Origin of the sequence: Pseudomonas putida (assembly GCF_002741075.1) — a bacterium.
Taxonomy (GTDB): Bacteria; Pseudomonadota; Gammaproteobacteria; order Pseudomonadales; family Pseudomonadaceae; genus Aquipseudomonas; species Aquipseudomonas putida_T.
Genome location: NZ_CP016634.1, coordinates 4,604,652 through 4,630,677, shown reverse-complemented (window position 1 = coordinate 4,630,677; position 26,026 = coordinate 4,604,652). Strand labels below are relative to the sequence as shown.

The 26,026-nt window shown below is 64.0% G+C and carries 19 protein-coding genes; 10 read left to right on the top strand and 9 right to left on the bottom strand.

All coding sequences use genetic code 11. The features are described 5' to 3' along the window. Positions 1-16 precede the first annotated feature (16 nt). The 3 genes from mdtD to IEC33019_RS21605 form a co-directional block, all read right to left on the bottom strand. Positions 17-1,444, bottom strand: coding sequence for a multidrug transporter subunit MdtD (mdtD, locus tag IEC33019_RS21615; protein WP_070090529.1), 1,428 nt, complete (start codon positions 1,442-1,444; stop codon positions 17-19). Positions 1,445-1,583: 139 nt separating this feature from the next. Beyond that, positions 1,584-2,915, bottom strand: coding sequence for a TldD/PmbA family protein (locus IEC33019_RS21610; RefSeq protein WP_070090528.1), 1,332 nt, complete (start codon positions 2,913-2,915; stop codon positions 1,584-1,586). Beyond that, entirely contained in the window at positions 2,915-4,357 is a 1,443-nt protein-coding gene (locus IEC33019_RS21605) for a TldD/PmbA family protein (protein ID WP_070090527.1), read from the bottom strand. The genes IEC33019_RS21610 and IEC33019_RS21605 overlap by 1 nt, the downstream gene beginning before the upstream one ends. Before the next feature lie 134 nt (positions 4,358-4,491). Here IEC33019_RS21605 and IEC33019_RS21600 point away from each other — a divergent pair, with 134 nt between their 5' ends. Continuing rightward, positions 4,492-5,001, top strand: coding sequence for a hypothetical protein (locus IEC33019_RS21600; RefSeq protein ID WP_139139847.1), 510 nt, complete (start codon positions 4,492-4,494; stop codon positions 4,999-5,001). Positions 5,002-5,061: 60 nt separating this feature from the next. Here IEC33019_RS21600 and putA read toward each other — a convergent pair whose 3' ends face one another. After that, complete coding sequence (gene putA / locus IEC33019_RS21595) at positions 5,062-9,015, bottom strand: trifunctional transcriptional regulator/proline dehydrogenase/L-glutamate gamma-semialdehyde dehydrogenase (RefSeq protein WP_070090525.1); 3,954 nt, start codon at positions 9,013-9,015, stop codon at positions 5,062-5,064. A gap of 353 nt (positions 9,016-9,368) precedes the next feature. Between putA and putP the strand changes: the two genes are divergently transcribed. From putP to IEC33019_RS21560, 7 genes are all read left to right on the top strand, one after another. Beyond that, positions 9,369-10,847 (top strand): sodium/proline symporter PutP, encoded by a 1,479-nt coding sequence (putP, locus tag IEC33019_RS21590; protein ID WP_070090524.1) that lies wholly within the window; start codon positions 9,369-9,371, stop codon positions 10,845-10,847. A 162-nt stretch (positions 10,848-11,009) separates the two neighbouring features. Further along, positions 11,010-11,846, top strand: a complete 837-nt coding sequence (locus IEC33019_RS21585; RefSeq protein WP_070090523.1) for a 23S rRNA (adenine(2030)-N(6))-methyltransferase RlmJ — start codon at positions 11,010-11,012, stop codon at positions 11,844-11,846. Positions 11,847-12,022: 176 nt separating this feature from the next. Further along, on the top strand, positions 12,023-13,780 hold the full coding sequence (locus tag IEC33019_RS21580; protein ID WP_070090522.1) for a carbamoyltransferase family protein: 1,758 nt from the start codon (positions 12,023-12,025) through the stop codon (positions 13,778-13,780). Further along, positions 13,764-14,894: a glycosyltransferase gene (locus IEC33019_RS21575; RefSeq protein WP_070090521.1), complete on the top strand. Its 1,131-nt coding sequence runs from the start codon at positions 13,764-13,766 to the stop codon at positions 14,892-14,894. Before IEC33019_RS21580 ends, IEC33019_RS21575 begins: the two co-directional genes overlap by 17 nt. After that, positions 14,894-15,790, top strand: coding sequence for an antimicrobial resistance protein Mig-14 (locus tag IEC33019_RS21570; protein ID WP_070090520.1), 897 nt, complete (start codon positions 14,894-14,896; stop codon positions 15,788-15,790). The genes IEC33019_RS21575 and IEC33019_RS21570 overlap by 1 nt, the downstream gene beginning before the upstream one ends. Continuing rightward, positions 15,787-17,202 carry a PIG-L deacetylase family protein gene (locus IEC33019_RS21565; RefSeq protein WP_070090519.1) on the top strand — a complete coding sequence of 472 codons (1,416 nt, stop codon included), beginning with the start codon at positions 15,787-15,789 and terminating at the stop codon, positions 17,200-17,202. The genes IEC33019_RS21570 and IEC33019_RS21565 overlap by 4 nt, the downstream gene beginning before the upstream one ends. Before the next feature lie 28 nt (positions 17,203-17,230). Next, on the top strand, positions 17,231-18,187 hold the full coding sequence (locus IEC33019_RS21560; RefSeq protein WP_070090518.1) for a glycosyltransferase: 957 nt from the start codon (positions 17,231-17,233) through the stop codon (positions 18,185-18,187). A 93-nt stretch (positions 18,188-18,280) separates the two neighbouring features. Here IEC33019_RS21560 and IEC33019_RS21555 read toward each other — a convergent pair whose 3' ends face one another. Further along, entirely contained in the window at positions 18,281-18,886 is a 606-nt protein-coding gene (locus tag IEC33019_RS21555; protein ID WP_070090517.1) for a toluene tolerance protein, read from the bottom strand. A gap of 221 nt (positions 18,887-19,107) precedes the next feature. Here IEC33019_RS21555 and msbA point away from each other — a divergent pair, with 221 nt between their 5' ends. Together msbA and hldE are read left to right on the top strand one after the other, a co-directional pair. Beyond that, complete coding sequence (gene msbA / locus IEC33019_RS21550; protein WP_070090617.1) at positions 19,108-20,916, top strand: lipid A export permease/ATP-binding protein MsbA; 1,809 nt, start codon at positions 19,108-19,110, stop codon at positions 20,914-20,916. Positions 20,917-21,046: 130 nt separating this feature from the next. Then, positions 21,047-22,468 (top strand): bifunctional D-glycero-beta-D-manno-heptose-7-phosphate kinase/D-glycero-beta-D-manno-heptose 1-phosphate adenylyltransferase HldE, encoded by a 1,422-nt coding sequence (gene hldE, locus IEC33019_RS21545; protein WP_070090516.1) that lies wholly within the window; start codon positions 21,047-21,049, stop codon positions 22,466-22,468. Positions 22,469-22,564: 96 nt separating this feature from the next. Here hldE and IEC33019_RS21540 read toward each other — a convergent pair whose 3' ends face one another. The 4 genes from IEC33019_RS21540 to IEC33019_RS21525 all read right to left on the bottom strand — a co-directional run bounded on the left by IEC33019_RS21540 (position 22,565) and on the right by IEC33019_RS21525 (position 26,013). Next, complete coding sequence (locus IEC33019_RS21540; RefSeq protein WP_099593900.1) at positions 22,565-23,515, bottom strand: metal ABC transporter ATPase; 951 nt, start codon at positions 23,513-23,515, stop codon at positions 22,565-22,567. Positions 23,516-23,552: 37 nt separating this feature from the next. After that, positions 23,553-24,365, bottom strand: a complete 813-nt coding sequence (locus IEC33019_RS21535) for an aldo/keto reductase (RefSeq protein WP_070090508.1) — start codon at positions 24,363-24,365, stop codon at positions 23,553-23,555. After that, the gene (locus IEC33019_RS21530) at positions 24,362-25,537 is read right to left on the bottom strand and encodes an NAD(P)/FAD-dependent oxidoreductase (RefSeq protein ID WP_070090507.1); all 1,176 of its coding nucleotides are present in this window, start codon (positions 25,535-25,537) and stop codon (positions 24,362-24,364) included. Before IEC33019_RS21530 ends, IEC33019_RS21535 begins: the two co-directional genes overlap by 4 nt. A 143-nt stretch (positions 25,538-25,680) precedes the next feature. Further along, complete coding sequence (locus IEC33019_RS21525; RefSeq protein WP_043207325.1) at positions 25,681-26,013, bottom strand: DMT family transporter; 333 nt, start codon at positions 26,011-26,013, stop codon at positions 25,681-25,683. Between the last annotated feature and the right edge of the window lie 13 nt (positions 26,014-26,026).

Sequence of the window (26,026 nt, the reverse complement as noted above, 5' to 3'; positions counted from 1 at the left end):
CCCGTGGCCATTCGCCCTACGACTCCATGTGTGCTTCCTGACGACGGGCACGCCTTCCGTCCGTCGGCGACAGCTGCAGGAAAATCGCCGCCGCCAGCATGGCCATCAGGCCGATGGTCAGGAAGGTCAGCTGGAAGGCGCCCAAGGTACTTTCCACGCCCTCGGCGCTGCCGGCAGCGGTGAAACCGCCGAGCAAGGCGCCGGCGCAGGCCACCCCCAGGCTCAGGGACAGTTGCGCGACCACCGACAGCAAGCTGTTGCCGCTGCTGGCGCTGGCGTCGTCCAGGTCAATCAGGGTCACGGTGTTCATGGCCGTGAACTGCATGGAGTTCACGGCCCCGAGCAGCGCCAGTTGCGCGAGCAGCAGGGCGTAGGGCGTATCCGCGTCCACCAGCCCCAGGCTGGCCAGCAGCAGGCCAAGCAGCAGGGTGTTGCCGGTGAGGATGATGCGGTAGCCGAAGCGTTCGATCAGCGGCCGTGCGATGGATTTGGCGAGCATGGCTGCGGCGGCCAGCGGGATCATGCTCATGCCGGCTTCGGCGGGCGAATAGCCCAGTGCTACCTGCAGCAACAGCGGCACCAAGAACGGCAGGGCTCCACTGCCCAGACGCGCGAACAGGTTGCCGAGGATGCCGATGGCGAAGGTGCGCACCCGGAACAGGCTGGGCGAAAACAGCGGCTGAGGGTCGCGCCCCGCCCGTAGCCAATAGGCGGCCAGGCAGGCCATGCCGGCGAACAACAGCAACATGACCCGCAGGTGCGGCAGGTGCAGCTCACCCAGGCCTTCCATGGCGATGGTGATGAGCACCATCGCGGCGCCGAACAGGAGAAACCCAGGGCCGTCGAAGGCGGTGCGCTCGGCGCCGCGCAGGTCGGGGATGAACTTCCACACGGCATAGCAGCCCAGCGCACCCACCGGCAAGTTGAGCAGGAAGATCCAGTGCCAAGTGAGTATTTCCACCAGCCAGCCGCCTAGGGTAGGGCCCAGCAGCGGGCCGAGCAGGCCGGGAATGGTGATGAAGCTCATGATTCGCACCAGTTCCGAGCGCGGGTAGGCGCGCAGCACCACCAGCCGCCCGACCGGCAGCATCAGTGCACCGCCCAGGCCCTGGATGACCCGCGCCAGGATCAGGAAGGTGAGGCTGTTGGCCATGGCGCACAGCAGTGAGCCGAGGCTGAACAGCAGGATGGCGCTGAAGAAGATGCGCTTAGTGCCGAACCGGTCGGCGATCCAGCCAGAGGCGGGGATCAGCAGGGCCACGGTGAGCATGTAGGCGATGATCACGCCCTGCATGCGCAAGGGGTCTTCGGCCAGGGAGCGCGCCATGGCGGGCAGGGCGGTATTGAGGATGGTGCCGTCCAGGGACTGCATGAAGAAGGCGATGGCCACCACCCAGGGGATCCAGCGGGCGGTGATGGGGTCCAGCGGGGCGCGTTCGGGCATCAGCTACCTCTCTGTCTTGTGTTACCTGTGCGGGCCTCTTCGCGGGTAAACCCGATCCCACAGAGGTATCGGTAAACCTCAAGAACTTCCTGGGGGCAGTACAAACCTGTAGGAGCAGGTTTACCCGCGAAGGGGCCGATCACAATGTCAGGGTCAGGCCTTTGACCAACGCCCCTGGCAAATGACTCGACCCGGTGCTGCGCTGACCGTAGGTGCTGGTCGACAGGATCAGCTCCCGTTCGCACGTCAGCTCCTCCAGCTGGCTGCCCAGCAAGTTGTACAGGCTATCGTCGAAGCGCATGGTGCCGACCGGGCCCTGGATGCTGCCATCCTGCACCCAGAAGGTAGCGAAGCGGGTCAGGCCGGTCATGCGGGCGGCGGGCAGGTCCGAGTAGTTCAGGTACCAGAGATTGCTGATGTACAGGCCTGTGCCGAGTCGCTCGAGGATCTGCGCCGACGGTAATTGCCCCGGCGCCAGGCTCAATGCGCAAGGCGACTCGAAGCTGTCGGCGCCGTTGGCCTGCAACTCGAATTCCGCAGCGCTGCGTGCACTGATCAGACGTGCTTGTGCACGGCCGTCGCGAATCAGTCGAACGTCATGGCGTGGCGAGCCTTCATTGGAGAACGGTGGGCTGAGCGAGCCGCTGACCTGCTCGTCGAAGCTGACCTGCGGGCTGAGACTGGCATCGCCGTTGTACAGGCGTTGCAGCGCGCTGTTGCCTGTGGCCAGGGCCTGGGCGGAAAAACCACCCCAGCAGAGCATGCCGGCGATCTCGTCCATGGCTGCCGGTGCCAGGTAGGCGCGGTAGCTGCCGGGCTTGAGGATGATTGCCGGACGGCCAAGGAACTCCAGTTGCTCTCGGGATTGGCGCAGGCGTGACACCAGGGCTTCGCTCTCCCATGCGTTGCCTGCGTAGTTGGCTTTTACTGCCTGGCCATTGGCATGGAACAAGCTCCAGTCGAAGTTGAAACTGTTGGCCTGATGCCAGCCAAAGGCGCCGAAGGAACTGGCAAAGCCCCGGCAAATGGGGCCTGCGGCATAGATGCCGACCAGGTCCAGCTCGCCCGCTTCGCGCTCGATCAGGCCCAGGACATCAGCGCAGTCCGGCAGCGGCTGCGCTTGCAGGCTATGGCTGTGCCAAGGGCTTTCGTCCAGGCGCAGGTACGGGTCGGCAGGCAGCAGCGGCAGGATCTGGCGCAATTGGGCCAGCGCCTCGTGCAGGCGTTGGCGGTCCAACTGCGGGTCGTCGCCCAGGGTGAAGTGCTGCTCGGCCTGGCGCCCGTCGTGGATCAGGCGTAAATGCGCGCTGGCCTGGGTGACTTCACCCGCCTGACGCACGCGGGCATGGTTGAAGCGGATGAACTGCGAGTGCTCGGCGCTGTAGCCAAGGGTGAACTGTTCGCCGGCCTGCAGAGCGTCGCGCAGGGCGCCTGTGAGGTCCTCGAAGCGTTGCTGGGGCGTGGCGCTCATCAGGCGTCTCCTCCGAATACGTCGATCTGGCGGAACACGCACGCCGGCGAGGCGTGGCCGACCCGTACCACCTGATTGGGCTCGCCCTTGCCGCAATTGGGCGTGCCGAGCACCTGGAAGGTGCTGCGATCGCCCACGGCGACCAGATTGCCCCAGAACTGCGCGGAGATGCCGCGGTAGTTGGGGTTCTTCACCACGCCCTTGAGCTCGCCGTTCTCGATCAACTGGCCCCACTCGCAGCCGAACTGGAATTTGTTGCGTGCGTCGTCGATGGACCAGGAGCGGTTGGTGCGCATGAGAATGCCGTGCTCGATGCCGCCGATCAGCTGCGCCAGTGACTTATCACCCGGCTCGATGTTGAGGTTGGCCATGCGGTCGATTGGTGCGCGGTTCCAGCCACAGGCCCGGCTGTTGGCTACGCCGTCCAGGCCCGAGCGGTATTGCGACAAGGCGCCACCCAAGGGGCGCAGCAGCAGCCCGTCGCGGATCAGAAACTGCTTGCTCGCTGCAGTGCCGTCGTCATCGAAGCTGTAACTGGCCAGCTCTTCGCCGATCGTCGGATCGAAGGTCACGTTGAGCAGCTTAGAGCCGTATTGCAGGTGGCCGAAATCGCTCGCCTTCACGAAGCTGGTACCGGCGTAGTTACGCTCGTCGCCCAGGATGCGGTCCATTTCCAGTGGGTGGCCAATGGATTCGTGGATCTGCAGCATCATCTGGTCCGGCATCAGCAGCAGATCGCGCGGGCCGCTGGGGGTATTGGGCGCGAGCAGCAACTGCAGGGCTTCGTCGGCAATGCGTCGGGCCGCACCGACCAGGCCGCAGCGCTCGATGACCTCGAAACCGCCTTGCTGGCCGAAGTTCTCTCGGCCGAGGCTGCGGCTCTGGCTGTCCTGGCCGTCGCTGGCGGTCACGCCCAGGCCCGGGAACAGGAAGCGCTGGGCATGGCGCAACTCGGCACCGGCGGAGTTGAGGTAGGTCTGCTCGACCAGGCTGATGCCCAGGCTCGCCTGCCAATCCACCAGGCGACTGTCCTTGGGCACGCTGGCCGATTCGGCGGCGAGCAGTTCCAGGCACTCGGCAAGGCTGGGTAGCGGTTGGTCGAAGTGAGGCGAGATATGATCATGGCGCTCGCTGGCCACCGGCTGCCCGCTCAGGTCCAGCAGGCTGTGAGCGGCAATCGTGCGAGCCAGCGACTCGGCCTGTTCGAGGGCGCTTTGCAGGCCGGCCTGGGACAGGTCGGCAGTGGCTGCATAGGCCTCCACGCCCTTGACGCGCACGGTGAGCATGGCGCCTTCGTCCTGGCTGAAGAACGGTGGCTCGGCCACATTGCGACGCACCGACAGACTCTGGTGCGACTGCTTCACATGGCGTAGGGAAAACAACTCGGCCGAACTGCGCAGTGCGGCGAAGCGCTGGCGCAGCAGGGCGCTGGAATCGAACATGCGGGAACCTCCGGTGCGCGGTGGCTCCCCCTTTAGAACCACCCCTCTTGCGCGCTCAGGCAGGTGAAATTGCCTGCCTTGAACCGCGCGACGTCATTATGGCAGCCTCGCACTTTGCAGGTGGAGGAAATAACGTGTGGCGTGAAGCTTTCACGGTACACGCCCGCGGGCTGTGGACTCCCGTGCTCAACGATCGTCAAAAGGTAAATCTTGTTATGAACAGCAGACGGATCAGCTGGTGGTGCTGGGGCGCGTTCGATGCCCTGTTGTTAATCGACTACGTGTTCAAAGCGATCGCCAGTGGCAGGGTTCCATTCGTTTCCGATGCGCTACGGATTCCCATGGTCGCCAGCGACGAAGGTATGGCGACCGCTGTGCTTTTTGCCTTGCGCCTGGGCCTGCTGGTGTCAGTGGGCGTCAGTTGTGTGCTGTTCTTCGCTCAGCGCAATGGCGTGAAATGGCTGGTGGGGTTGCAATTGCCTGTCAGGTTGCTCTTGTTCATTCCCTCCGTTTCGGTCCTTTACCTGTACGAGGGGTACCAAGCGTCAGCCCATCCGTTGATGTTCTTTTTGATCGTGCTGGCGTGCGAACTGTTCAAAATCTGGACGCTCTGGTTCTTTGGTAGAAGGCAGATAGTCGCCTGACTCAATGTCACAGATAAAAAAAGGAGAGCCGAAGCTCTCCTTTTTTGTTCAGCGTGTGAATCAGCCGATGGTCATCAGGCTGGCGTTGCCACCTGCCGCTGCGGTGTTGACGCTCACCGCGCGCTCGATTACCAGGCGCTCCAGGGCGATCTGGTGGTCGCCGCTCGAGAGGCCGTGGACACCGACGATGGCACCGGCGCGCTTGGCTACCTGCTCGCAGACGCCGCGCAATTGGTCGGAGTCGCCGTGGTGGATGACGGCGTCGAAGGCGACTTCGTCCTTCTGCCAGTCGGCCACCAGCTTGACCTTCGCTTGCAGCTCCTTCGGCAGGCGGGCGCGCAGGCTCTTGGCAGGCTCCGCGTCGACCCATACCGCCGAGCTGCCCACGGCCAGTACGGCAGCCAGTTGAGCCAGCAGATCGCCGTCGTTGTCGGCCAGGCACAGCACGTGCTCACGTGGCAGCACGGTGTAGGTGTTGCGCTCGCCGGTCGGGCCGGGCAGCACGCGGCTGATACCGCTCTGGGACTGGGCGGCGAACTGTTCGCACAGGTTGGCCAGGTCGCCCAGCTGGCTGCTGGCGGCCCAGGTCTTGAGGGTCTGCAGCGGCTTGATCAGCTGGTCGCGCAGGACAGTGTCGACCTTGCCTTCGCCGTCGACACGCTGGAAGTGGCGGGCGATGGCGTCGGCCGGACGGGTCGACAGCAGGCGGTACAGGTACAGCGGGCCACCCGCTTTCGGACCGGTGCCGGACAGGCCTTCACCACCGAACGGCTGGACGCCGACCACGGCACCGACAATGTTGCGGTTGACGTACATGTTGCCAGCGTTGACGTTGTCCACCACCTTGGCGATGGTCTCGTCGATGCGGGTATGTACGCCCAGGGTCAGGCCGTAGCCGGAGGCGTTGATCTGCTCGATCAGCTGGTTGAGGTCGTTGCGGTTGTAGCGCACCACGTGCAGGACCGGACCGAAGATCTCGCGCTTGAGCTCGTCGAAGCTTTCCAGCTCGATCAGGGTTGGCATCACGAAGGTGCCGCGCTTGATCTCTTCGCCTTCGGCGATGGCGACCTGATAAACCGAGCGGCCTTTGTCGCGCATGCCCTGGATGTGCTTCTCGATACCAGCTTTCGCTTCGGCGTCGATGACCGGGCCGATGTCCACGGACAGGCGCTCGGGGTTGCCCAGGCGGCTTTCGGCCATGGCGCCCTTGAGCATCTCGATCACGCGGTCGGCGGAATCTTCCTGCAGGCACAGCACGCGCAGGGCCGAGCAACGTTGGCCGGCGCTGTCGAACGCGGAGGACACCACGTCGATCACCACCTGCTCGGTGAGGGCCGAGGAGTCCACGATCATGGCGTTCTGGCCGCCGGTTTCGGCGATCAGCGGGATCGGGCGGCCCTGGTTGTCCAGGCGGCCTGCGATGTTGCGTTGCAGCAGGCGAGCGACTTCGGTGGAACCGGTGAACATCACGCCCTTGACGCGCTCGTCACCGACCAGGCCGGCACCGACGGTTTCGCCGCGGCCTGGCAGCAGTTGCAGTACGCCTTCAGGGATGCCGGCTTCGAGCAGCAGGCGCACGGCCTGGGCGGCGACCAGCGGGGTCTGTTCGGCAGGCTTGGCCAGGACCGGGTTGCCCGCGGCCAGGGCGGCGGCCACCTGGCCGGAGAAGATCGCCAGCGGGAAGTTCCACGGGCTGATGCACACCACCGGACCCAGCGGGCGGCAGCTGTCGTTGCTGAAGTCGTTGCGTGCCTGCACCGCGTAGTAACGCAGGAAGTCCACTGCCTCGCGCACTTCGGCGATGGCGTTGGCGTAGGTCTTGCCGGCTTCGCGCACCAGCAGGCCCATCAGCGGTTGGATATCGGCTTCCATCAGGTCCGCGGCGCGTTCGAGGATCGCGGCGCGTTCGGCGGGCGGTGTGGCCTGCCAGATTGGCGCGGCATTGAGCGCGCATTGGATGGCATTGTCGACGTCCTCGACGGTGGCTTCCTGCACGTGGCCGACGACATCACGATGATCGGCCGGGTTGAGCACCTGCGCGGCTGGCTGCTCACTGGCAGCGCAGGCCAGCAGAGGGGCAGCCTTCCAGTCATTGTGGGCAGTGGCCAGTAGGGCGCAGGACAGCGACGCCAGGCGATGTTCGTTGGCCATGTCGATGCCGGCCGAGTTGGCCCGCTCGCTGCCATACAGCTCACGCGGCATCGGAATGCGCGGGTGCGGCAGGCCGATGCTGCCTTCCTGGGTCCCCATGCGCTCGATGCTGGCGACCGGGTCGGCGACCAGTTCCTGGATGGAGATCGAGTGGTCGGCGATGCGGTTGACGAACGAGGTGTTTGCTCCGTTTTCCAGCAGGCGACGGACCAGGTAGGCCAGCAGGGTTTCGTGGGTGCCGACCGGGGCGTACACGCGGCACGGACGGTTCAGCTTGCCTTCGGAGACCTTGCCCACCACCTGCTCGTACAGCGGCTCGCCCATGCCATGCAGGCACTGGAACTCGTACTGGCCCGGGTAGTAGTTCTGGCCGGCGATGTGGTAGATGGCCGACAGGGTGTGGGCGTTGTGGGTGGCGAACTGCGGATAGATGGCTTCCGGCACCGACAGCAGCTTGCGGGCGCATGCGATGTAGGAAACGTCGGTGTAAACCTTGCGGGTATAGACCGGGTAGCCTTCCAGGCCTTCGACCTGGGCGCGTTTGATCTCGCTGTCCCAGTAGGCGCCCTTGACCAGGCGAATCATCAGGCGGTGGCGGCTGCGCTTGGCCAGGTCGATGACGTAGTCGATCACGTACGGGCAGCGCTTCTGGTAGGCCTGGATGACGAAACCGATGCCGTTCCAGCCAGCCAGCGAGGGTTCGAAGCACAGGCGCTCGAGCAGGTCCAGGGACAGCTCCAGGCGGTCGGCTTCCTCGGCGTCGATGTTCAGGCCGATGTCGTACTGCTTGGCCAGTTGGGTCAGCGACAGCAGGCGCGGGTAGAGCTCTTCCATCACACGCTCGTATTGGGCGCGGCTGTAGCGCGGGTGCAGGGCGGAGAGCTTGATGGAGATGCCCGGGCCTTCATAGATGCCACGGCCGTGAGAAGCTTTGCCGATCGAGTGGATCGCCTGCTCGTAGGAGGCCAGGTACTTCTGGGCGTCGTGCTCGGTCAGGGCGGCCTCGCCGAGCATGTCGTAGGAGTAGCGGAAGCCCTTGGCTTCGAACTTGCTGGCGTTGGCCAGGGCTTCGGCGATGGTCTCGCCGGTGACGAACTGCTCGCCCATCAGGCGCATGGCCATGTCGACGCCCTTGCGGATCATCGGCTCGCCGCTCTTGCCGATGATGCGGGTGAGCGAGGAGGTCAGGCCGGATTCGTTGTGGGTGGAGACCAGCTTGCCGGTCAGCAGCAGGCCCCAGGTGGCGGCATTGACGAACAGCGACGGGCTGTTGCCCAGGTGTGGCTGCCAGTTGCCGGTGCTGATCTTGTCGCGGATCAGGGCGTCCCGGGTGCCTTTGTCCGGAATGCGCAGCAGCGCTTCGGCCAGGCACATCAGTGCCACGCCTTCCTGGGACGACAGGGAGAACTCCTGCAGCAGGCCCTGGACGATGCCGGCGCGGCCGCTGGCGCTCTTCTGGTTGCGCAGTTTTTCGGCAATGCCGGCAGCGAGCTTGTTGGTGGCCTCGGCTTGCTCGGTGGAAAGGCGCGCCTGCTCCAGCAGCATCGGCACCACTTCGGGCTCGGGGCGGCGGTAGGCGGCGGTAATGGCCGAGCGCAGGACCGATTGCGGCAGAATGCTTTCGGCGAACTCGAGGAAGCACTGATGGCTGTGGTCGGGCTGGACGTCGCCGGCATCGTCGCTCAGGCTGGCGGCATGGCCGTTGAGTTCGTTCAGGGTGGCGCCACCCTCGAGCTTCTCCAGGTAGTTGAAGATCGCCTGCTTGATCAACCAATGCGGCGTGCGGTCAATGGACTGCGCGGCTGCTTTGAGTCGCTCACGGGTCGGGTCGTCGAGTTTGACCCCAAGGGTGGTCGTCGCCATTTCTTATCCTCGTTATTGCCACGGATGTGGCCTAAGCTGGGGCAAGATTAGCTGTAGGACAATCCGGGTGCAACCGGGTGCAACCCGTTTTTTGATCGGCGTAGGTGCAACTCGTCCGACGGTTTCTTCGCTGGCATGAAAATGGACTTTCTTGGTGCTTTTTCTTATGAAAACCCCGGTTTTTGAAACAAAAAGGCGCAAAGAAGCGGTTTTGTCTGAAAATGCAGGTGTAGGTGCAACTTGCAAATGAAAAAGGGTTGCACCTCGTTCATGTTGTTGCATAGGATGCGCCGCCTAGGTGCAACCGCCTTGCCGGCGGTCGCAAGACATAAAAACAACGCCAGGGCACAACCATGGGCAATCCACTCACGATCACCTTCGTGATCTACATTGCGGTAATGGTGCTGATCGGCTTCGCCGCCTATCGCTCCACCAAAAACCTCTCCGACTACATCCTGGGCGGACGCAGCCTCGGTAGCGTGGTCACCGCGCTTTCAGCCGGCGCCTCCGACATGAGCGGCTGGCTGCTGATGGGCCTGCCGGGCGCCATCTACTTCGCAGGTCTTTCCGAAGCCTGGATCGCCATCGGCCTGACCGTCGGTGCCTACCTCAACTGGTTGTTCGTCGCAGGCCGCCTGCGTGTGCAGACCGAGTACAACGGCGACGCCCTGACTCTGCCGGACTACTTCTCCAGCCGCTTTGAAGACAACAGCGGCCTGCTGCGCGTCATCTCGGCCATCGTCATCCTGGTGTTCTTCACCATCTACTGCGCTTCCGGCATCGTCGCTGGTGCCCGCCTGTTCGAAAGCACCTTCGGCATGTCGTACGAGACCGCCCTGTGGGCAGGCGCTGCCGCCACCATCGCCTACACCTTCGTCGGTGGCTTCCTGGCGGTGAGCTGGACCGACACCGTACAAGCTTCGCTGATGATCTTCGCCCTGATCCTCACCCCGATCATCGTGCTGATCTCCACCGGCGGCTTCGACGCCACCTTCCTGGCCATCGAAGCGCAGAACCCTGCCAACTTCGACATGTTCCGCGGTGCGACCTTCATCGGCATCATCTCGCTGATGGGTTGGGGCCTGGGCTATTTCGGTCAGCCGCACATCCTGGCGCGCTTCATGGCCGCTGACTCGGTCAAGTCGATCGCCAAGGCCCGTCGTATCTCCATGACCTGGATGATCCTGTGCCTGGCCGGTACCTGTGCCGTCGGTTTCTTCGGTATCGCCTACTTCTCGGCTCACCCCGAGGTCGCCGGTCCTGTCACCGAGAACCACGAGCGCGTGTTCATCGAGCTGGCCAAGATCCTGTTCAATCCATGGGTTGCCGGTGTCCTGCTGTCGGCCATCCTGGCTGCGGTAATGAGCACCCTGAGCTGCCAGCTGCTGGTGTGCTCCAGCGCCCTGACCGAAGACTTCTACAAATCCTTCCTGCGCAAGAATGCCTCGCAGCGTGAGCTGGTCTGGGTCGGTCGCCTGATGGTCCTGGCCGTGGCCCTGATCGCCATCGCCATGGCCTCCAATCCGGAAAACCGCGTGCTGGGCCTGGTGGCCTACGCCTGGGCCGGCTTCGGCGCAGCCTTCGGCCCAGTCGTGCTGATCTCCGTGCTGTGGAAGGGCATGACCCGCAATGGCGCGCTGGCCGGTATCGTTATCGGCGCCCTGACGGTGATCCTGTGGAAGAACTATGTCGGCATGGGGCTGTACGAAATCATCCCGGGCTTCCTGTTCGCCAGCATCGCCATCGTTGTGGTGAGCAAGCTGGGCAGCCCGTCGAGCAGCATGGTTTCGCGCTTTGAAACCGCTGACGCGGCGTACCACACGAACAAGTAAGAGCTTCTGGGTCGGCTGCGATCTTTTTGCGGGTAAGTCCGCTTCTATAGCTGCTTCGCTGGGCTTGTGAAGGCGGGTTTGCCCGCGAAGGCTTCACCCCGACTGCCGTACCTGACTCCGCTGGCGCGACAAGGTAAACTTGTCGCCCCCGCAGGAGTTGCCATGAACTATCGTCACGCCTTCCACGCCGGCAACCATGCCGACGTCCTCAAGCACATCGTGCTGACCCGCCTCATCGCCCTGATGTCGCGCAAGGAACAGCCATTCGCCTACATCGATACCCATGCCGGCCTCGGCCTGTACGACCTGCAAGGCGACCAGGCGACCCGCACCGGCGAATACCTCGAAGGTGTCGCCCGGCTCTGGAATCGCGAAGACCTGCCGGCAGTCACCGCTGACTACCTGCGTATCATCAAACGCCTTAACCCGGACGGCGAGTTGCGCTACTACCCTGGTTCGCCGGAGCTGGCACGGCGCCTGATGCGCCAGCAGGACCGGGCGTTGCTCAATGAGAAACACCCTGAAGACGGCCCACTGCTCAAGGACAACATGAAGAAGGACCCGCGCGTGGTCGTACACCTGGGGGAGGGCTGGCATGTGCCTCGGGCATTGCTGCCGGTCCAGGAAAAGCGCGCGGTTATGCTGATCGATCCGCCGTTCGAGCAGGCCGATGAGCTCAAGCGCTGCACCGTGGCGATGAAAGAGGCGATCGGTCGCATGCGCCAGACTGTCGCGGCGATCTGGTACCCGATCAAGGATCAGCGCTCGCTGACACGTTTCTATCAGGACCTGACCAGCACCGGGGCACCCAAGTTGCTGCGGGTCGAGCTGTATGTCCATCACCAGGACAGTCCCCAGGGCCTCAACGGCTCGGGGCTGGCCATCGCCAATCCGCCTTGGGGCCTGGAAGAGGAGCTGCGCGAGCTGCTGCCGTGGCTGGCCAATGAGTTGGCGCAAACAGCCGGCAGCTTCCGCATGGACTGGCTGATCGCCGAGTAAACGAGCCTGCTGCTCAGGCTGTCACAGGCTGCGCCAGCACCCGCGGCGCAGCACTGGCGCCTGTGGCCCCTTCCGGTAATCGCACCCCTTGCTGTTTGCGTTATAATTCCGCCCTTTAGCCGCCATCCGCCTGCAAGGCCGATGGCGCATCCCTACCGAAAGAAGAGGCTAGACCCTTGGCATTGACGATTCTTGGCCTGTCCGGCGCCCTTAGCCATGACCCTTCCGCGGCCCTGTACATCGACGGCAAACTGGTTGCCGCCGCCGAAGAAGAGCGCTTCGTGCGTGACAAGCATGCGAAGAACCGCATGCCCTACGAGTCGGCGAAGTTCTGTCTGGAGCAGGCTGGCATCAAGCCGTCCGACGTCGACGTGGTGGCCATTCCGTTCGCCCCTATCAGCCTGTTCGGCAAGGCGCGCTGGCACTACGCCAAGCGTTACTGGTACGCCCCGGATCGCGCCCTTGACGCGATCCTGATGGGCAACCGTCGCTACAAGCGCTACCGCAAGAAGATCGTCTGGTGCCTGGAGCAGCTGGGCTTCGATCCGAAGAAGATCAAGATCGAGCCGGTCGAGCACCACCTGGCGCACGCCTCCAGCGCCTATCACTGCTCGGGCTTCAAGGAAAAGACCGCGATCCTCGGTATCGATGGTAAAGGCGAGTACGCCACCACCTTCTTCGGCTATGGCGAGAACGGCAAGATCCACAAGATCAAGGAGTTCTACGACCCGGACTCCCTGGGCGGCCTGTATGGCGCGATCACCGAGTTCCTCGGCTTCGAGATGCTCGATGGCGAGTTCAAGGTCATGGGCATGGCGCCCTATGGCGACGCCAGCAAGTATGACTTCTCCCGTCTGGCCAGCTTCGAGAATGGCGAGCTGGTGATCAACACCGAATACGCCAACGTCATCGGCCTGCGCCGCTATAAAGAGAAGGGCAAGGGCTTCTACTTCTCGCCCAAGCTGATCGAGTGGCTGGGGCCCAAGCGCGAAGGCGACATCGCCGACGAGCCCTACATCCATTACGCGGCGAGCATGCAGGCGCTGTTCGAGAAGCTCGCGCTGCAGATGATCGACCACTATCTGGGCGACATCCTCAAGCAGGGTGGCAAGCTGGCCTTCGCTGGCGGCTGCGCACTGAACGTCAAGCTCAACCAGAAGATCATCGCCCGCCCGGACGTCAAGGAGCTGTTCGTCCAGCCGGCCTCGGGCGATGCCGGTACCGCCGTCGGTGCCGCGGCCTATGTTTCTCACGCCCGTGGTGTGCCGGTCGAGAAGATGGAACATGTCTACCTCGGCCCTTCGTACTCCAACGAAGACGTGATCGCTGCCTGCGCCCGTCATCCAAATGCGCCCAAGTGGCGCAAGATCGACGACATGCCACAGCGCATCGCCAAGATCATGGTCGATGGCAACCCTGTGGCCTGGTTCCAGGGCCGCATGGAGTTCGGCCCGCGTGCCTTGGGGGGGCGTTCGATCATCGGCTGCCCAAGCGTGCCGGGCGTGGCCGACCGGATCAACGAGCAGATCAAGTTCCGTGAGCGCTGGAGACCCTTCTGCCCGTCGATGCTCGATACCGTCGGTCCGCAGATGATCAAGGTCGACCACCCGGCGCCTTTCATGACCTTCACCTTCGAGGTCGCAGAGGAGTGGAAGACCCGCGTGCCAGAGGTGGTCCACGAGGATGGTACCTCTCGCGCCCAGGTGCTCAAGCGTGAATACAATCCACGCTACTACGACATGATGAAGGCCCTCGAGGACCTCACCGGCAATGGCGTGTCGCTGAACACCTCGCTCAATCGCCGTGGCGAACCCATGATCTGCTCGCCGACCGACGCCCTGAACATGTTCTTCGGCTCGGACCTGCAGTACCTGATCATGGAAGACATCCTGGTAGTCAAGGACGGCGCGGCGCCTTATGACCAACCGCTCTGAACGGCGCGTCCTGCAGTTCTGCCACGGCTATGACGGGCCATTCCTGGACTGTGCCCGTCAATATGCCAGCCTGTTCGAGGGCAGCGGCTACAAGGTCACCACGGTCTTTCTCACCGGTAAGGCCGACCCGCAGGTAGCCGCCGGCTGTGCATCGGACGAAGTGCTGTTCCTGGAGTTCAGCTCCAAGGCCGTACGTGGCCTGAAGCTGGGCGCGATCGCCGCGCTGCGCAAGATCGCCGCGGCCCGCGACTTCAGCTTCTGCATCGCCCACCGCTTCAAGCCGATCTATGTGGCGCTGCTGGGCACCGGCTTGCCGGTGATCGGCGTGCACCACGCGTTCGGTGACTACCAGCGCGGTGGCCGGCGTCTGTTCGCCAACCTGTTCAGAAAGCGCCTGAGCCTGCTCGGCGTCTCCGACGCGGTGCGTGACGACATGCGCCGGTGCCTGGCGCAGTGGCCGGCCGAGCGAATCCAGACGCTGTACAACCGTATCGATGTCCAGGGCCTGCAGGCCAGTCTGGTGCCGCGTGACGAAGCGCGCCAGGCCTTGGGGCTCGCCCCCCAGGCATGGATTGTCGGCAACGTCGGTCGCCTGCACCCCGACAAGGACCAGGCGACCTTGCTGCGAGGCTTTGCCGAGGCGTTGCCTGGCCTGCCTGCCGGTGCCCGTCTGGCGATTCTGGGCGAAGGCCGCCTGGAAGCTGCGCTCAAGGCGCAGGCGGCGCAGTTGGGTATTGCCGGTCAGGTGGACTTTCTGGGCCAGGTGCACAATGCGCGTCGTTATTTTCAGGCGTTCGATGTATTCGCCTTGAGTTCCGATCATGAGCCGTTCGGCATGGTCCTGCTGGAGGCGATGGTTGCCGGCGTGCCGCTGCTGGCCACCGCGTGTGGCGGTGCGCTGGAGGTGGTCGAAGGCGTGGGTGTGCTGTTCCCGCTGGGGGATGCTGGGCAACTGGCCCAGGGCCTTAAGCACATGGCCGGGCTGGATGCGTCGCAGCGCCAGGCGTGCGCCGAGCACATGCTGCAACGCCTGCACGAGCGGTTTTCCGATCAGGCCGTGCGCGAGGCCTTCTGGGCTCTGCCGCAGGTGCGGGCGCTGGTGGCGGAGGCGTGATGTTCAATCATATCCGGGCCCTGCGCGAGCGTGGTTGGTCCGTCATCGATGGGCAGGCCTACGCCGACGCCTGGGAGCGCTTTGGCGGCAGTGTCGCCACCCATCCACAGGTGGTCGAGCAATTGGCCGAGCTGGCCCAGATCCCAGTGCGGTACCTGGGCTGGCATCAGGCGGGGGGACTCAAAGCCGCCATTCCCACCTGGGGGCGCCACCTGGCGCTGTCCAAGGATGTGCTCAAGCGCCACGGCAAGAAGGGCCTGTTCGACCTGGGCAACGCGGAAATCATCCTGCCTGCCGCCGCTGATGCCGGTGCGCCACTGCGCCATGCGGCGCGTTATCTCTCCGAGTTGAACCAGGGGCGATTCACCGGGCTCAAGGCGCAAGCCGAGCAATTGGCCATGGCGCGGCCACACGAAGACTTGTCCAAGAAGTTCCGCTACAACCAGCGCCGCGAGCTGCGTCTGCTCGAAGAAGCAGGCGGGGTGGTGCGGCCAATCAGCGATTTCAGCGCGGCCGAGATTGCCGCCATGTACTGTGACCTGTTCCAGCGCCGCTGGGGCTTCCCGGCCACGGGGGCGGCGCGCATGGCCGAGGTGTTGGAGCGCCTGCGGGATTTGCTGATCGGCTCGGTGTTGCTGCTCGATGGGGCGCCGATCGCGATCCAGTTGGTGTACCGGGTGGAGGCGCCGGAATGGGTCAGCGTCGAGTACATCAATGGGGGGGTAGACCCCGAGACCAAGGCCTTCAGCCCGGGCAGCGTCCTGAGTTTCCTCAATACCCAGGCTGCCTGGGAGGATGCCCGAGCACGCAACAAACCGCTGCGGTTCTCTTTCGGTCGTGCTGACCGCGAATACAAAGACCGCTGGTGCAACCCCGTGCCGGTGTTCCAGTCGTGAGCCGCAAGCAGCAGTTGCTCAAGCGTCATCGGCGCAGCAAGCGCCTGGGCCTGCTGGCAGGGTTGGTCCTGCTGATCGTCATCGGCGTGGCGAGCTGGTGGTGGCTGCCGCTGTTGCTGTTGCCGCTGCTGTGGATCGCGCACGAGGCCTGGTTTGCCGATCACCTGTTCTATTCGCCCTCCGAAGACTATGCCTTCCGATTCGGCGAGCAGACCCGCGAGGCCGCTGCGCGGCTTCATGCCGGCCTGCTCCAGGTCGATGCGCCGCTGGCGGGTGATGAGACGCTGATCCTTGAAGTACGGGTCAAGGCGAATTGGCTGGGACGCTTTCTCGACCCTCGAGTGATGCTGCGCGGCGAGTCCGAGCAGGATCGCCAGACCTTCGAGCGCGGTGTCGATGGGGTGCGCTTTCTGAACCTGACCGGTCTCGCCGCACCGCTGATGGCGGACACCTTGCGCCTGTGCGGTCGCCACTGTCGATTGATCGGCGAACCTCGCCTGTGGATTACCCCTTCGATCGAATTGCACAAGCGTCGTGTCATGGTCATCGCGCCCCATGCCGATGACGCCGAGCTCGCAGCCTATGGCTTGTATAGCCAGGCCGAAGAAGCCTGGGTGGTGACCCTGACCGCAGGCGAGATCGAGGCGGAGCACTACCAGCAGATGGGCTTGCCCAAGGCCGAGGCAGCGCGTCTGAAAGGCCGTCTGCGTGCCTGGGACAGTATTGCAGTGCCGCGCTGGGCCGGGGTGCCGGAGTCGCGCTGCGTGCAGTTGGGCTATTTCTGCCTGCAACTGCCAGCGATGCAAGCGGCGCCAGATCAAGCAGTGGGCTCGCGCGAGGCCGATATGGCCGATACCCGTCCGTTCCGCCGTTTCAACGCCTTCGACTTGCCTGGCGATGCCGATGGTGCGCCGACCTGGAACAACCTGCTGGCCGATCTGCGCGCGGTACTGGAGCGGGCGCGGCCCCAGGTGCTGGTGATGCCGCACCCACAGCTGGATCCGCATCCCGATCACGTCTGCGCCCAAGCCGCGGTGCTCGAGGCGTTGCAAGGCCTGGATTGGCAACCCGAGACGCTGCTGTGCTACGCCAACCACCTGCACGACAATGACCGCTGGCCGATGGGCGACAGCGGCGATGGCGTTGCCTTGCCGCCGCAGCTGAGCGCCGAGCAGGCCTGGGCGCCATGCAGCCAGGTGCTGAGCCTGGCCACCCAGCGTGACAAGGCCATGGCCCTGGGCATGATGCACGACCTGCAGCCGTCCGCGCCGTTCAAGCGTCGCTTGCGGCGTGCCCTGCAGCACTGGCTGGCGGGGCGCAAGCCGTCGCCCTATGGCGAGAACGAATTCTTCCGCAAGGCGGTACGCCGCCATGAGCTGTTCTGGCGTCGCCCGTTTGAGCGCGACGAATGATTGAAGGCGCAGAGGCCCAAGCAAAGCAATGAAAGTCCTATTTCTGGTGCAGAAGGAGCAACGGGCGATCCTCGATCGTCTGTACGACGGTGTGGCCGCCAATTGCGATTGCGACCTGCGCTGGCTGAGCAGCGAGGACCAGCGCAACCTGCGTCGCTACTTCAAGCGCGAGGTGGATGTCACGCGCTACGACCGGATCGTGTTCTTCCTGCGCTTCAAGCAGGAGATCCGCCAGGTCCCCTTCATCCGCAGCGTGCCCAACCTGGTGATCCTTGAGCACGACGCCTACCAGAACTACATCCCCTGCAAGTACACCGGCAAGTTCAGTGCGCACTATCGCCAACTGCCGTGGGCCCGGGTGATCAGCTCCGGCTACATGGTCAGCGAGCGACTGCGTCAGGAAGGTTTCGATGCGGTGTTCGTACCCAAGGGCTACGACGAGCAACTGCTCACCGACCAAGGGCGCGAACGCGATATCGAATTGGCCTTCGTCGGCAGTACGGGGAGCGTCGCCTACAGCGGCCGCAAGGCGTTGCTCGACGAGCTTGGTCAGGTCGAGAATCTGGTGGTGACGCGCACCAAATCCGGCGAGGACTACTGCAACACGCTCAACCGCATTCGCTTTTTCGTCAGTGCCGACGTGGGCATGGGCGAATACATGATCAAGAACTTCGAGGCCATGGCTTGCGGCTGCGTGCTGCTGGCCTACGACCAGGGTGAGGCGGAGAACCGCGCGCTGGGCCTTGAGGACATGCACAACGTGGTGCTGTACGACAGCATTCCGATGCTGCGGGAAAAATTGAACGTCTTGCGCAATGACCCTGAGCTTGCCGAGCGCATTGCGCGCAAGGGACGCGAGCTTGCGGTTTCACGCTTTAGCTTCGCCGAGGTGGGGCGCAGTATCGTCGAGCATATGACACCCGCGCTGCGTCCACACCCGCCACTGACCCGTTGGCAACGCCTGCGCCTGGCGCTGGGGGTCTGATCGATTCCTTCCGCCTGTGCCTGGGGCTGCCGAAAGCCCCAGGATCAACCGCTATCTCTCCAGGATTGCCGCTCTCACACGAGCCAGCAGGCATCAGTGGTTCAGCAGCGCAGCCTCGAAGTCGGTGACGGGGAACTGGTTGGCGAGTTTTTCTCGCTCGATGTAGCGTGCCATGTGCTGGACATTGCGCCGTACCATCCGCGCTGAAAGCGGCGCGCGCAAGAAGCGCATGTCCGCCACATCGATCAGCCCCAGGCGTTGGTCAGGTGTCATCACCACATTGCCCAGGTGCAGCGAGCGAAAATAGATGCCCGAGCGGTGCAAGTGCCGGATCAGGTCGATCAGTCGTGGCAACAGGGCGTCCCAGCTGAAGCCGGGGTTGCGCGACAGCTGCAGCAGCGTCTCGCCAGGCAAGGGGTGGTACAGCACCGCGGTGCGCCCCGGCAGTTCGAGCTTGTGGTGACTGATCACTTCCAGGGTGGGGATCCCCAATTGCGTCAGGCGTGCCGCGTTGTCGACGAAGCGCTGCGAGTAAGGACGCAGCAGTGCAGATGAAATCAAACGCTTGCGACGAAAGATTTTAAGGATATTGCCATTCCCTAGCAGGTAGACTTTGGCGCCGTAGCTATCTGCCTCTAGAACCTTGGCACCGAGTGTCAGCTGATCGAAGTCGACCTGGGAAAGCCGGGAGCATTGCATGGGTAGGGCCTTGTCGTCTGGCAAGCAAAATGACGGCAATAATGCCGAAAATAATGCGTCAGTACCATGATGGTGGCGTTTGATGTTTCAGGGATGAAACCACTAAGAAGTATGCCGGCCCGCTCCGCAGCTGGCCGGGTAGGTCTGGAATGCCCCTGAAGCGTGCCCCGGACAAACCCTGTGTTAAAATTTCCGGTTCAACCTGAACAGCGAGCTCGATGATGGCCGAAACACCGCTACCGGCGGAGCAAACCTCCAGCCTGAAGATCTACTTCCGGCTGCTGAGCTACGTCAAACCCTATATCGGCATTTTCTTGCTGAGTATCGTGGGTTTCGTGATCTTCGCCTCCACCCAGCCCATGCTGGCGGGGATTCTCAAGTATTTCGTCGATGGATTGAGCGATCCGCAGGCGGTCCTGTTCCCCGACGTCCCCTACCTCAAAGACATGCAGCTGCTGCAGGCCGTGCCGTTGCTGATCATCTTGATCGCTGCCTGGCAGGGCCTGGGCTCGTTCCTGGGCAACTTTTACCTGGCCAAGGTATCCCTGGGGCTGGTGCATGACCTACGGGTGGAGTTGTTCAACAAACTGTTGGTGCTGCCGAACCGCTACTTCGATAGCCACAACTCCGGTCACCTGATTTCCCGCATCACCTTCAACGTGACCATGGTCACCGGCGCCGCCACCGACGCGATCAAGGTAGTGATCCGTGAAGGCTTGACCGTGGTGTTCCTGTTCGCCTACCTGCTGTGGATGAACTGGAAGCTGACGTTGGTGATGGTTGCCATCCTGCCGGTCATCGCCCTGATGGTCAGCACCGCCAGCAAGAAGTTTCGCAAGCAGAGCAAGAAGATCCAGGTGGCCATGGGTGATGTCACCCATGTGGCCTCCGAGACCATCCAAGGTTATCGCGTGGTCCGCAGCTTCGGCGGCGAGGCCTACGAGCAGCGCCGCTTCAGCAACGCCAGCCAGAGCAACACCGACAAGCAACTGCGCATGACCAAGACCGGTGCGTTGTATACGCCGATGCTGCAACTGGTGATCTACAGCGCCATGGCCGCGCTGATGTTCCTGGTGCTGTTCCTGCGCGGCGATGCCTCGGCCGGTGATCTGGTGGCCTACATCACCGCCGCAGGCCTGCTGCCCAAGCCGATTCGCCAGCTTTCGGAAGTCAGCTCGACCATTCAGAAGGGCTTGGCCGGCGCCGAGAGTATCTTCGAGCAACTGGACGAGAAGCCCGAGGTGGACACCGGTACCGTGGAGAAGGACAAGGTCGAAGGCCGTCTGGAGGTGCGCAACCTCAGCTTCACCTACCCAGGGACCGAGCGCCAGGTACTGAGCGATATCAGCTTCACCGCCGAGCCTGGGCAGATGATCGCCCTGGTGGGGCGCTCCGGCAGCGGCAAGTCCACGTTGGCGGCGCTGATTCCTCGCTTCTACCACCATGATCAAGGACAGATCCTGCTCGATGGCGTGGAAATCGAGCAGTACCGCCTGCGCAACCTGCGCCGGCATGTGTCCCAGGTGACTCAGCATGTCACCCTGTTCAACGACACTGTCGCCAACAACGTCGCCTATGGTGACCTGGCCGGCGCGCCGCGTGAGGCGATCGAGGCCGCGGCCGCCGATGCCTACGCCAAGGATTTCGTTGACCAACTGCCCAAGGGTTTCGACACCGAGGTCGGCGAGAATGGCGTGCTGCTCTCCGGCGGTCAGCGCCAGCGCCTGGCGATCGCCCGCGCGCTGCTCAAGAACGCGCCGCTGCTGATCCTCGACGAGGCAACCTCGGCGCTGGACACCGAATCCGAGCGGCATATCCAGGCGGCGTTGGACCACGTGATGGAAGGCCGCACCACCTTGGTGATCGCTCACCGTCTGTCGACCATCGAGAAGGCCGACCTGATCCTGGTCATGGACCAGGGACGTCTGGTGGAGCGCGGCACCCATGCCGAGCTGCTCCAGGCCAATGGCCATTATGCCCGCCTGCACGCCATGGGGCTGGACGAGCCTGAAAAGGCCGATATCACCTGAACCCCCTGGATCGGGGCCTCGTCGGCCCCGATCATCATTGGTAACGCGCAGATCGAAGCTGGCCATAAAGCCGCCCTCGACCCTGTGCTAATATCCTGCCCCTGTTCATTATTTTTCATATGGGTTGCCCATGAAGTTGTCCATGCCGCGTTTCGATCAAGCCCCGGTCCTGGTGGTCGGTGATGTCATGCTCGACCGCTACTGGCATGGCGGTACCTCGCGGATCTCTCCCGAAGCACCGGTGCCGGTGGTCAAGGTCGAGCAGATCGAGGATCGCCCCGGCGGCGCGGCCAACGTCGCCCTGAACATCGCTGCCCTCGGCGCCCCAGCCTCGCTGGTTGGCGTGACCGGGCAGGACGAGGCTGCCGACAGCCTCGCCAACAGCTTGCAGGCCGCGGGCGTGCGTTCGGTCTTCCAGCGCATCGCCCACCAGCCGACCATCGTCAAGCTGCGGGTCATGAGCCGTCACCAGCAGCTGTTGCGCATCGATTTCGAAGAACCGTTCGCCACCGACCCGCTGTCGCTGGGCGAAGAAGTCGATGACCTGCTCGAAGGCATCAAGGTGCTGGTCCTGTCCGACTACGGCAAGGGTGCGCTGAAGAACCATCAGAGCCTGATCCAGGCGGCGAGGGCCAAGGGCATTCCAGTGCTGGCCGACCCCAAGGGCAAGGACTTTTCCATCTATCGCGGCGCCAGCCTGATTACCCCGAACCTCAGCGAGTTCGAGACCATCGTCGGCCGTTGCGCCGATGAGTCCGAGCTGGTCGCCAAGGGCCTGCAACTGCTCCAGGATCTAGAGCTGGGCGCACTGCTGGTGACTCGCGGTGAACACGGCATGACCCTGCTGCGCACTGGCCACCCGGCCTTGCATTTGCCCGCCCGCGCCCGCGAAGTGTTCGATGTCACCGGCGCCGGCGATACCGTGATCTCGACCCTGGCCGCGGCCATTGCCGCCGGAGAGGACCTGCCCCATGCCGTTGCCCTGGCCAACCTGGCCGCTGGCATTGTGGTCGGCAAGCTGGGTACCGCCGCCATCAGTGCGCCGGAGCTGCGTCGGGCGATCCAGCGTGAAGAGGGCTCCGAGCGCGGCGTGCTCACCCTTGAGCAGTTGCTCCTGGCCATCGATGACGCTCGGGCGCACAACGAAAAGATCGTCTTCACCAATGGGTGCTTCGACATTCTCCATGCCGGCCATGTCACCTATCTGGAGCAGGCCCGCGCCCAAGGCGACCGTCTGATCGTGGCAATCAATGATGACGCTTCGGTCAGCCGCCTCAAGGGGCCGGGCCGGCCGATCAACAGTGTCGATCGGCGCATGGCCGTACTGGCTGGCCTGGGTGCGGTGGACTGGGTCATCAGCTTCCCCGAGGGCACGCCGGAAAACCTGCTGAGCCAGGTCAAGCCGGACGTGCTGGTCAAAGGGGGCGACTATGGCATCGACCAGGTGGTCGGCGCCGACATCGTCAAGGCCTACGGCGGCACCGTGAAAGTGCTGGGGCTGGTGGAGAACAGCTCGACCACCGCCATCGTCGAGAAGATCCGCAAGCACTGATCTGCCCCAAAGACGTCGCGGACCAGCACGCCCCCTACACAGATGGCGCAATGCCTGTGGGGCGGCCTGGTCCGGCGATTGCCCGGCTTCGAGTCGTTACTTGTGCAGGGCTCGCTGCAACAGCGCCCGCGCCTTATCGCTGAAGCGTTGCAAGTTGGATGCCGGTGCCTGCGCCAGCCCTTGCTGCTTGATCCATTCCTTCCAGCGAATCCGCTCATCCTTCACCACCCAGCCATCCTGTCGGGCAAAGCTTTCGGCCAAATACAGACCCCGGGTGCTCGCTGGCACCAATTGGTCTTTCTTCAAGGTGTAGAGCTCGGCCGTGGGCTGGCCATCGACCAGTGGCATCAGGTACAGATCCGGACGCTTGCGGTTCAGGCGCGCGACCAGTTGGTCGCCTTCGAGCCTTTCGTCGACATGGAACAGGCTGAGCGACTTGGCCTCCCGAGGGACTTGCAGGCGCAGGTCATAGATCAACTGCAGGGATGCCGTTGGCAGGTGCACATAGGCGTGCGGGCGTTCCAGTAGCATCAGGTTGTCGCAGTGAACCGGGCGCGCAGCGCCGGATTCGGGACTCAGGACAAACGGTAGGGCCTCGCGGTAGTGCAGGGCGTCGGCGTAGGGTGCCGGCAGCCAGGTGTCGTTGAAGCGCCCGCCCAGCCAGCCTTCGGGCGTCTCCATCAGGCACTCCTCGGCCACCTCTTGGATCGCGGTGTGCAGCGGCAGGTTGAGCTCCTGGGCCGGGACGTAACCGGAGATGAGCTTGAGCACCACATCGCCGCGATCCTGGCGGCGCTGGCGCACCAGCACCCAGAAGTCGCGATGCTGCCAATGCAATGTCAGGCGCACCGATACCCCAAGATTGGCCAGTTCGACCACGAAGCGCTCGGGGTTGTCCAGTTGGATGGCTTTGCGTCGCTGCTGCACCTGGGAGAAGTTCAGCGGCATGCCGATGGGCTTGTAGGCCAGGCCGTCGGGTGTGGCTTCGACATGCAACGGCAAGGTCTTGAAGTTGCTGGGGTTCTTGCGGATCAGCGTTCGCGGCACGAGGCTCCTCCTTGCGTTGGGCGCCCGTCTGGGCGATTCAAGGCCGTCCCAGGATTCGGGCGACGGTGGCCACGTTATGGGCCAGGTGCAACGGGTTGATGGTGCCGACGATAGCACTGCTCACCCCAGGGTGGGAGAACAGCAGCTCAAAGCTGGCCTGCACCGGATCGACTCCTGGTGCGAGGCAGATATGCCCGCTGGCCAAGGCCTTCTTCACCAGGATGGCCTTGCCGTGTTCGGCAGCGTAGTCCAGCACCGGGCGTTCCGCCTGCTCGTTGAGGTTGTAGGTGACCATGGCGCAATCGCCTTGCTCCAGCGCCTTGAGGCCGCCCGCGACGGTCTTGCCGGACAGCCCATAGCCGAGGATCTTGCCCTCCTGCTTGAGCTCGGCGAGGGTCTGGTAGACGCCTTGCTGTTCGAGGATCGCCAGGTCATTGCCGTCCGAATGCACCAGTACCAGCTCGATGCGGTCAGTCTCCAGGCGACGCAGGCTGCGCTCCACCGACAGGCGTGTATGGGCGGCGCTGAAGTCGAACCGGGATTGGCCGTTCTCGAACTCCTCGCCCACCTTGCTGACGATCACCCACTCATCACGTTGGCCACGCAACAGCGGGCCCAGACGCTCCTCGCTGCGCCCGTAGGCAGGGGCGGTGTCGATGAGGTTGATGCCCAGCTCGCGCGCCTGGGCCAGTAGCAGTCGGGCCTCGTCATCGCCTGGAATGGTGAATCCGCTGGGGTACTTGACGCCCTGGTCGCGGCCTAGCTTGACGGTGCCCAGGCCCAGAGGAGAGACGTTCAGGCCGGTGCTGCCCAGTGGGCGATGGAAGTCGTGCAAGGTCGGCAAGCTCATGGCAGCAATTGCTCCCAGGCAGGGACGCCGAGGGCCGGGCGAGGCAGATCAGCCAGGTTCGGTTGGGCGCTGGGACGGATGCCGTCGCGGTCCAGGCTCGCCAGGACGCGATCGGTAAAGTCCGGGGCCAGGGCCAACTTGGTCGGCCAGCCGACCAGTAAGCGCTGCTGATCGGCCAGGAAGGCGTTGTCCGGGCGCACCAGGCCTGATTGCGCAGGTTCGGCGCGCTCGACACGCAGGGTTGCCCAGTGCAACTGGCTCTGGTCCACCCACGGCAGCAGGCCGGCGATTTCCTTTTGCGCTGCGGCGATCTGCGCCGCAGGCTCGCGGGCGACCCCCTCGGCTTCGGCCAGGTCCCCGCCCAGGTACCAGACCCACTGGCCGTTCGCAGCCGGGTGGGTGGTGACGGTCACCCGTGGCTTGGGACCGCCGCCCAGGCAGTGGGCATAGAGCGGTTTGAGGTTTGGTCCCTTGGCCATGACCATATGCAGCGGACGGCGTTGCATGGCGGGCTGGCTCAGGCCCAGGGACTGGAGCAGCGCCTCGGTGCCGGCGCCGGCGCTGAGGACGATACGCTGGGCTCGGATTTCTCGGTCATCGACACGCAAGCCGACCAGCTCCTCACCTTCTTTTAGAGGCGCGATGCGCTCGCCGGCCAACAGGCTGTCGCCAGCCAGTTCGGCTAGGTTGGCGAGCAGGCTGGGCACGTCGATGACCAGTTCGGCCAGGCGATAGACCTTGCCCTTGAAGGCGCGATCCTGCAGGGCAGGAGGCAGTTGATCGCCCTTGACCTGGTCGACCCGGCCGCGCACGGCCTTGCTGGCGAAGAAGCTGGTGAGGTTGCCGGCCAGGGTGCCGGGAGACCACAGGTAATGGGCTTCGGACAGGATGCGGGTATGGCCGAGGTCGAGTTCGCCGTCGCCGGCCAAGGCTTCGCGCCAGCGCCGAGGCATGTCGGCGATGGCCTCCGACGCGCCGGTCAGGGCGCCGTGTAGGGCGTACTTGGTGCCGCCGTGGATGATGCCCTGGGATTTGATGGTCTGCTCGCCGCCGAGGCTGGCACGCTCGACCAGCACGGTCGAGTACCCCAGGCGCCGCAGCCGGGCATTGAGCCAGAGGCCTGCGACCCCGGCGCCGACGATCAGCACGTCAGTGGAAATGGCGGATGGCATGGGGGCACCTCTAGAACTGGGACAGTTGCCCAGTATACAGGCTGTGGCGGATTGCTTGCCCGGGGAGGTGCTGAGACCGTCGTGTCCCGTTCGCAGGTAACCCGCCCACAGGGTTCGGCGCTGCCCACGCGTTGGGTGGTTGTTCAGTGCCCGGCGGTCTTGGAGAACAGCTGGATCACCACCACGCCGCCGACGATCATGGCCATGCCCAGCATGGCCGGGAAATCCAGCTTCTGCCCATAGATCACCAGCGCCACCGCGCTGATCAGCACGATGCCCAGGCCCGACCAGATGGCGTAGGCGATACCCACCGGAATGCTGCGCACCACGAGGGTCAGCATCCAGAACGCCACGGCGTAGCCGCACACCATCAGCAACAGTGGCAGAGGGGTGCTCAAGCCTTTCACTGCCTTCATGGAAGCGGTGGCGATGACTTCTGCGCAGATGGCGATGGTCAGGTAGGTATATGCGTTCATGGTGAGAGTCTCC

Excerpts from the sequence above, each read along its gene's own strand:
- mdtD (WP_070090529.1), bottom strand. The coding sequence starts at position 1,444 with ATGCCCGAACGCGCCCCGCTGGACCCCATCACCGCCCGCTGGATCCCC.
- IEC33019_RS21610 (WP_070090528.1), bottom strand. The coding sequence starts at position 2,915 with ATGAGCGCCACGCCCCAGCAACGCTTCGAGGACCTCACAGGCGCCCTG.
- IEC33019_RS21605 (WP_070090527.1), bottom strand. The coding sequence starts at position 4,357 with ATGTTCGATTCCAGCGCCCTGCTGCGCCAGCGCTTCGCCGCACTGCGC.
- putA (WP_070090525.1), bottom strand. The coding sequence starts at position 9,015 with ATGGCGACGACCACCCTTGGGGTCAAACTCGACGACCCGACCCGTGAG.
- putP (WP_070090524.1), top strand. The coding sequence starts at position 9,369 with ATGGGCAATCCACTCACGATCACCTTCGTGATCTACATTGCGGTAATG.
- IEC33019_RS21585 (WP_070090523.1), top strand. The coding sequence starts at position 11,010 with ATGAACTATCGTCACGCCTTCCACGCCGGCAACCATGCCGACGTCCTC.
- IEC33019_RS21575 (WP_070090521.1), top strand. The coding sequence starts at position 13,764 with ATGACCAACCGCTCTGAACGGCGCGTCCTGCAGTTCTGCCACGGCTAT.
- IEC33019_RS21570 (WP_070090520.1), top strand. The coding sequence starts at position 14,894 with ATGTTCAATCATATCCGGGCCCTGCGCGAGCGTGGTTGGTCCGTCATC.
- IEC33019_RS21560 (WP_070090518.1), top strand. The coding sequence starts at position 17,231 with ATGAAAGTCCTATTTCTGGTGCAGAAGGAGCAACGGGCGATCCTCGAT.
- IEC33019_RS21555 (WP_070090517.1), bottom strand. The coding sequence starts at position 18,886 with ATGCAATGCTCCCGGCTTTCCCAGGTCGACTTCGATCAGCTGACACTC.
- msbA (WP_070090617.1), top strand. The coding sequence starts at position 19,108 with ATGGCCGAAACACCGCTACCGGCGGAGCAAACCTCCAGCCTGAAGATC.
- hldE (WP_070090516.1), top strand. The coding sequence starts at position 21,047 with ATGAAGTTGTCCATGCCGCGTTTCGATCAAGCCCCGGTCCTGGTGGTC.
- IEC33019_RS21535 (WP_070090508.1), bottom strand. The coding sequence starts at position 24,365 with ATGAGCTTGCCGACCTTGCACGACTTCCATCGCCCACTGGGCAGCACC.
- IEC33019_RS21530 (WP_070090507.1), bottom strand. The coding sequence starts at position 25,537 with ATGCCATCCGCCATTTCCACTGACGTGCTGATCGTCGGCGCCGGGGTC.
- IEC33019_RS21525 (WP_043207325.1), bottom strand. The coding sequence starts at position 26,013 with ATGAACGCATATACCTACCTGACCATCGCCATCTGCGCAGAAGTCATC.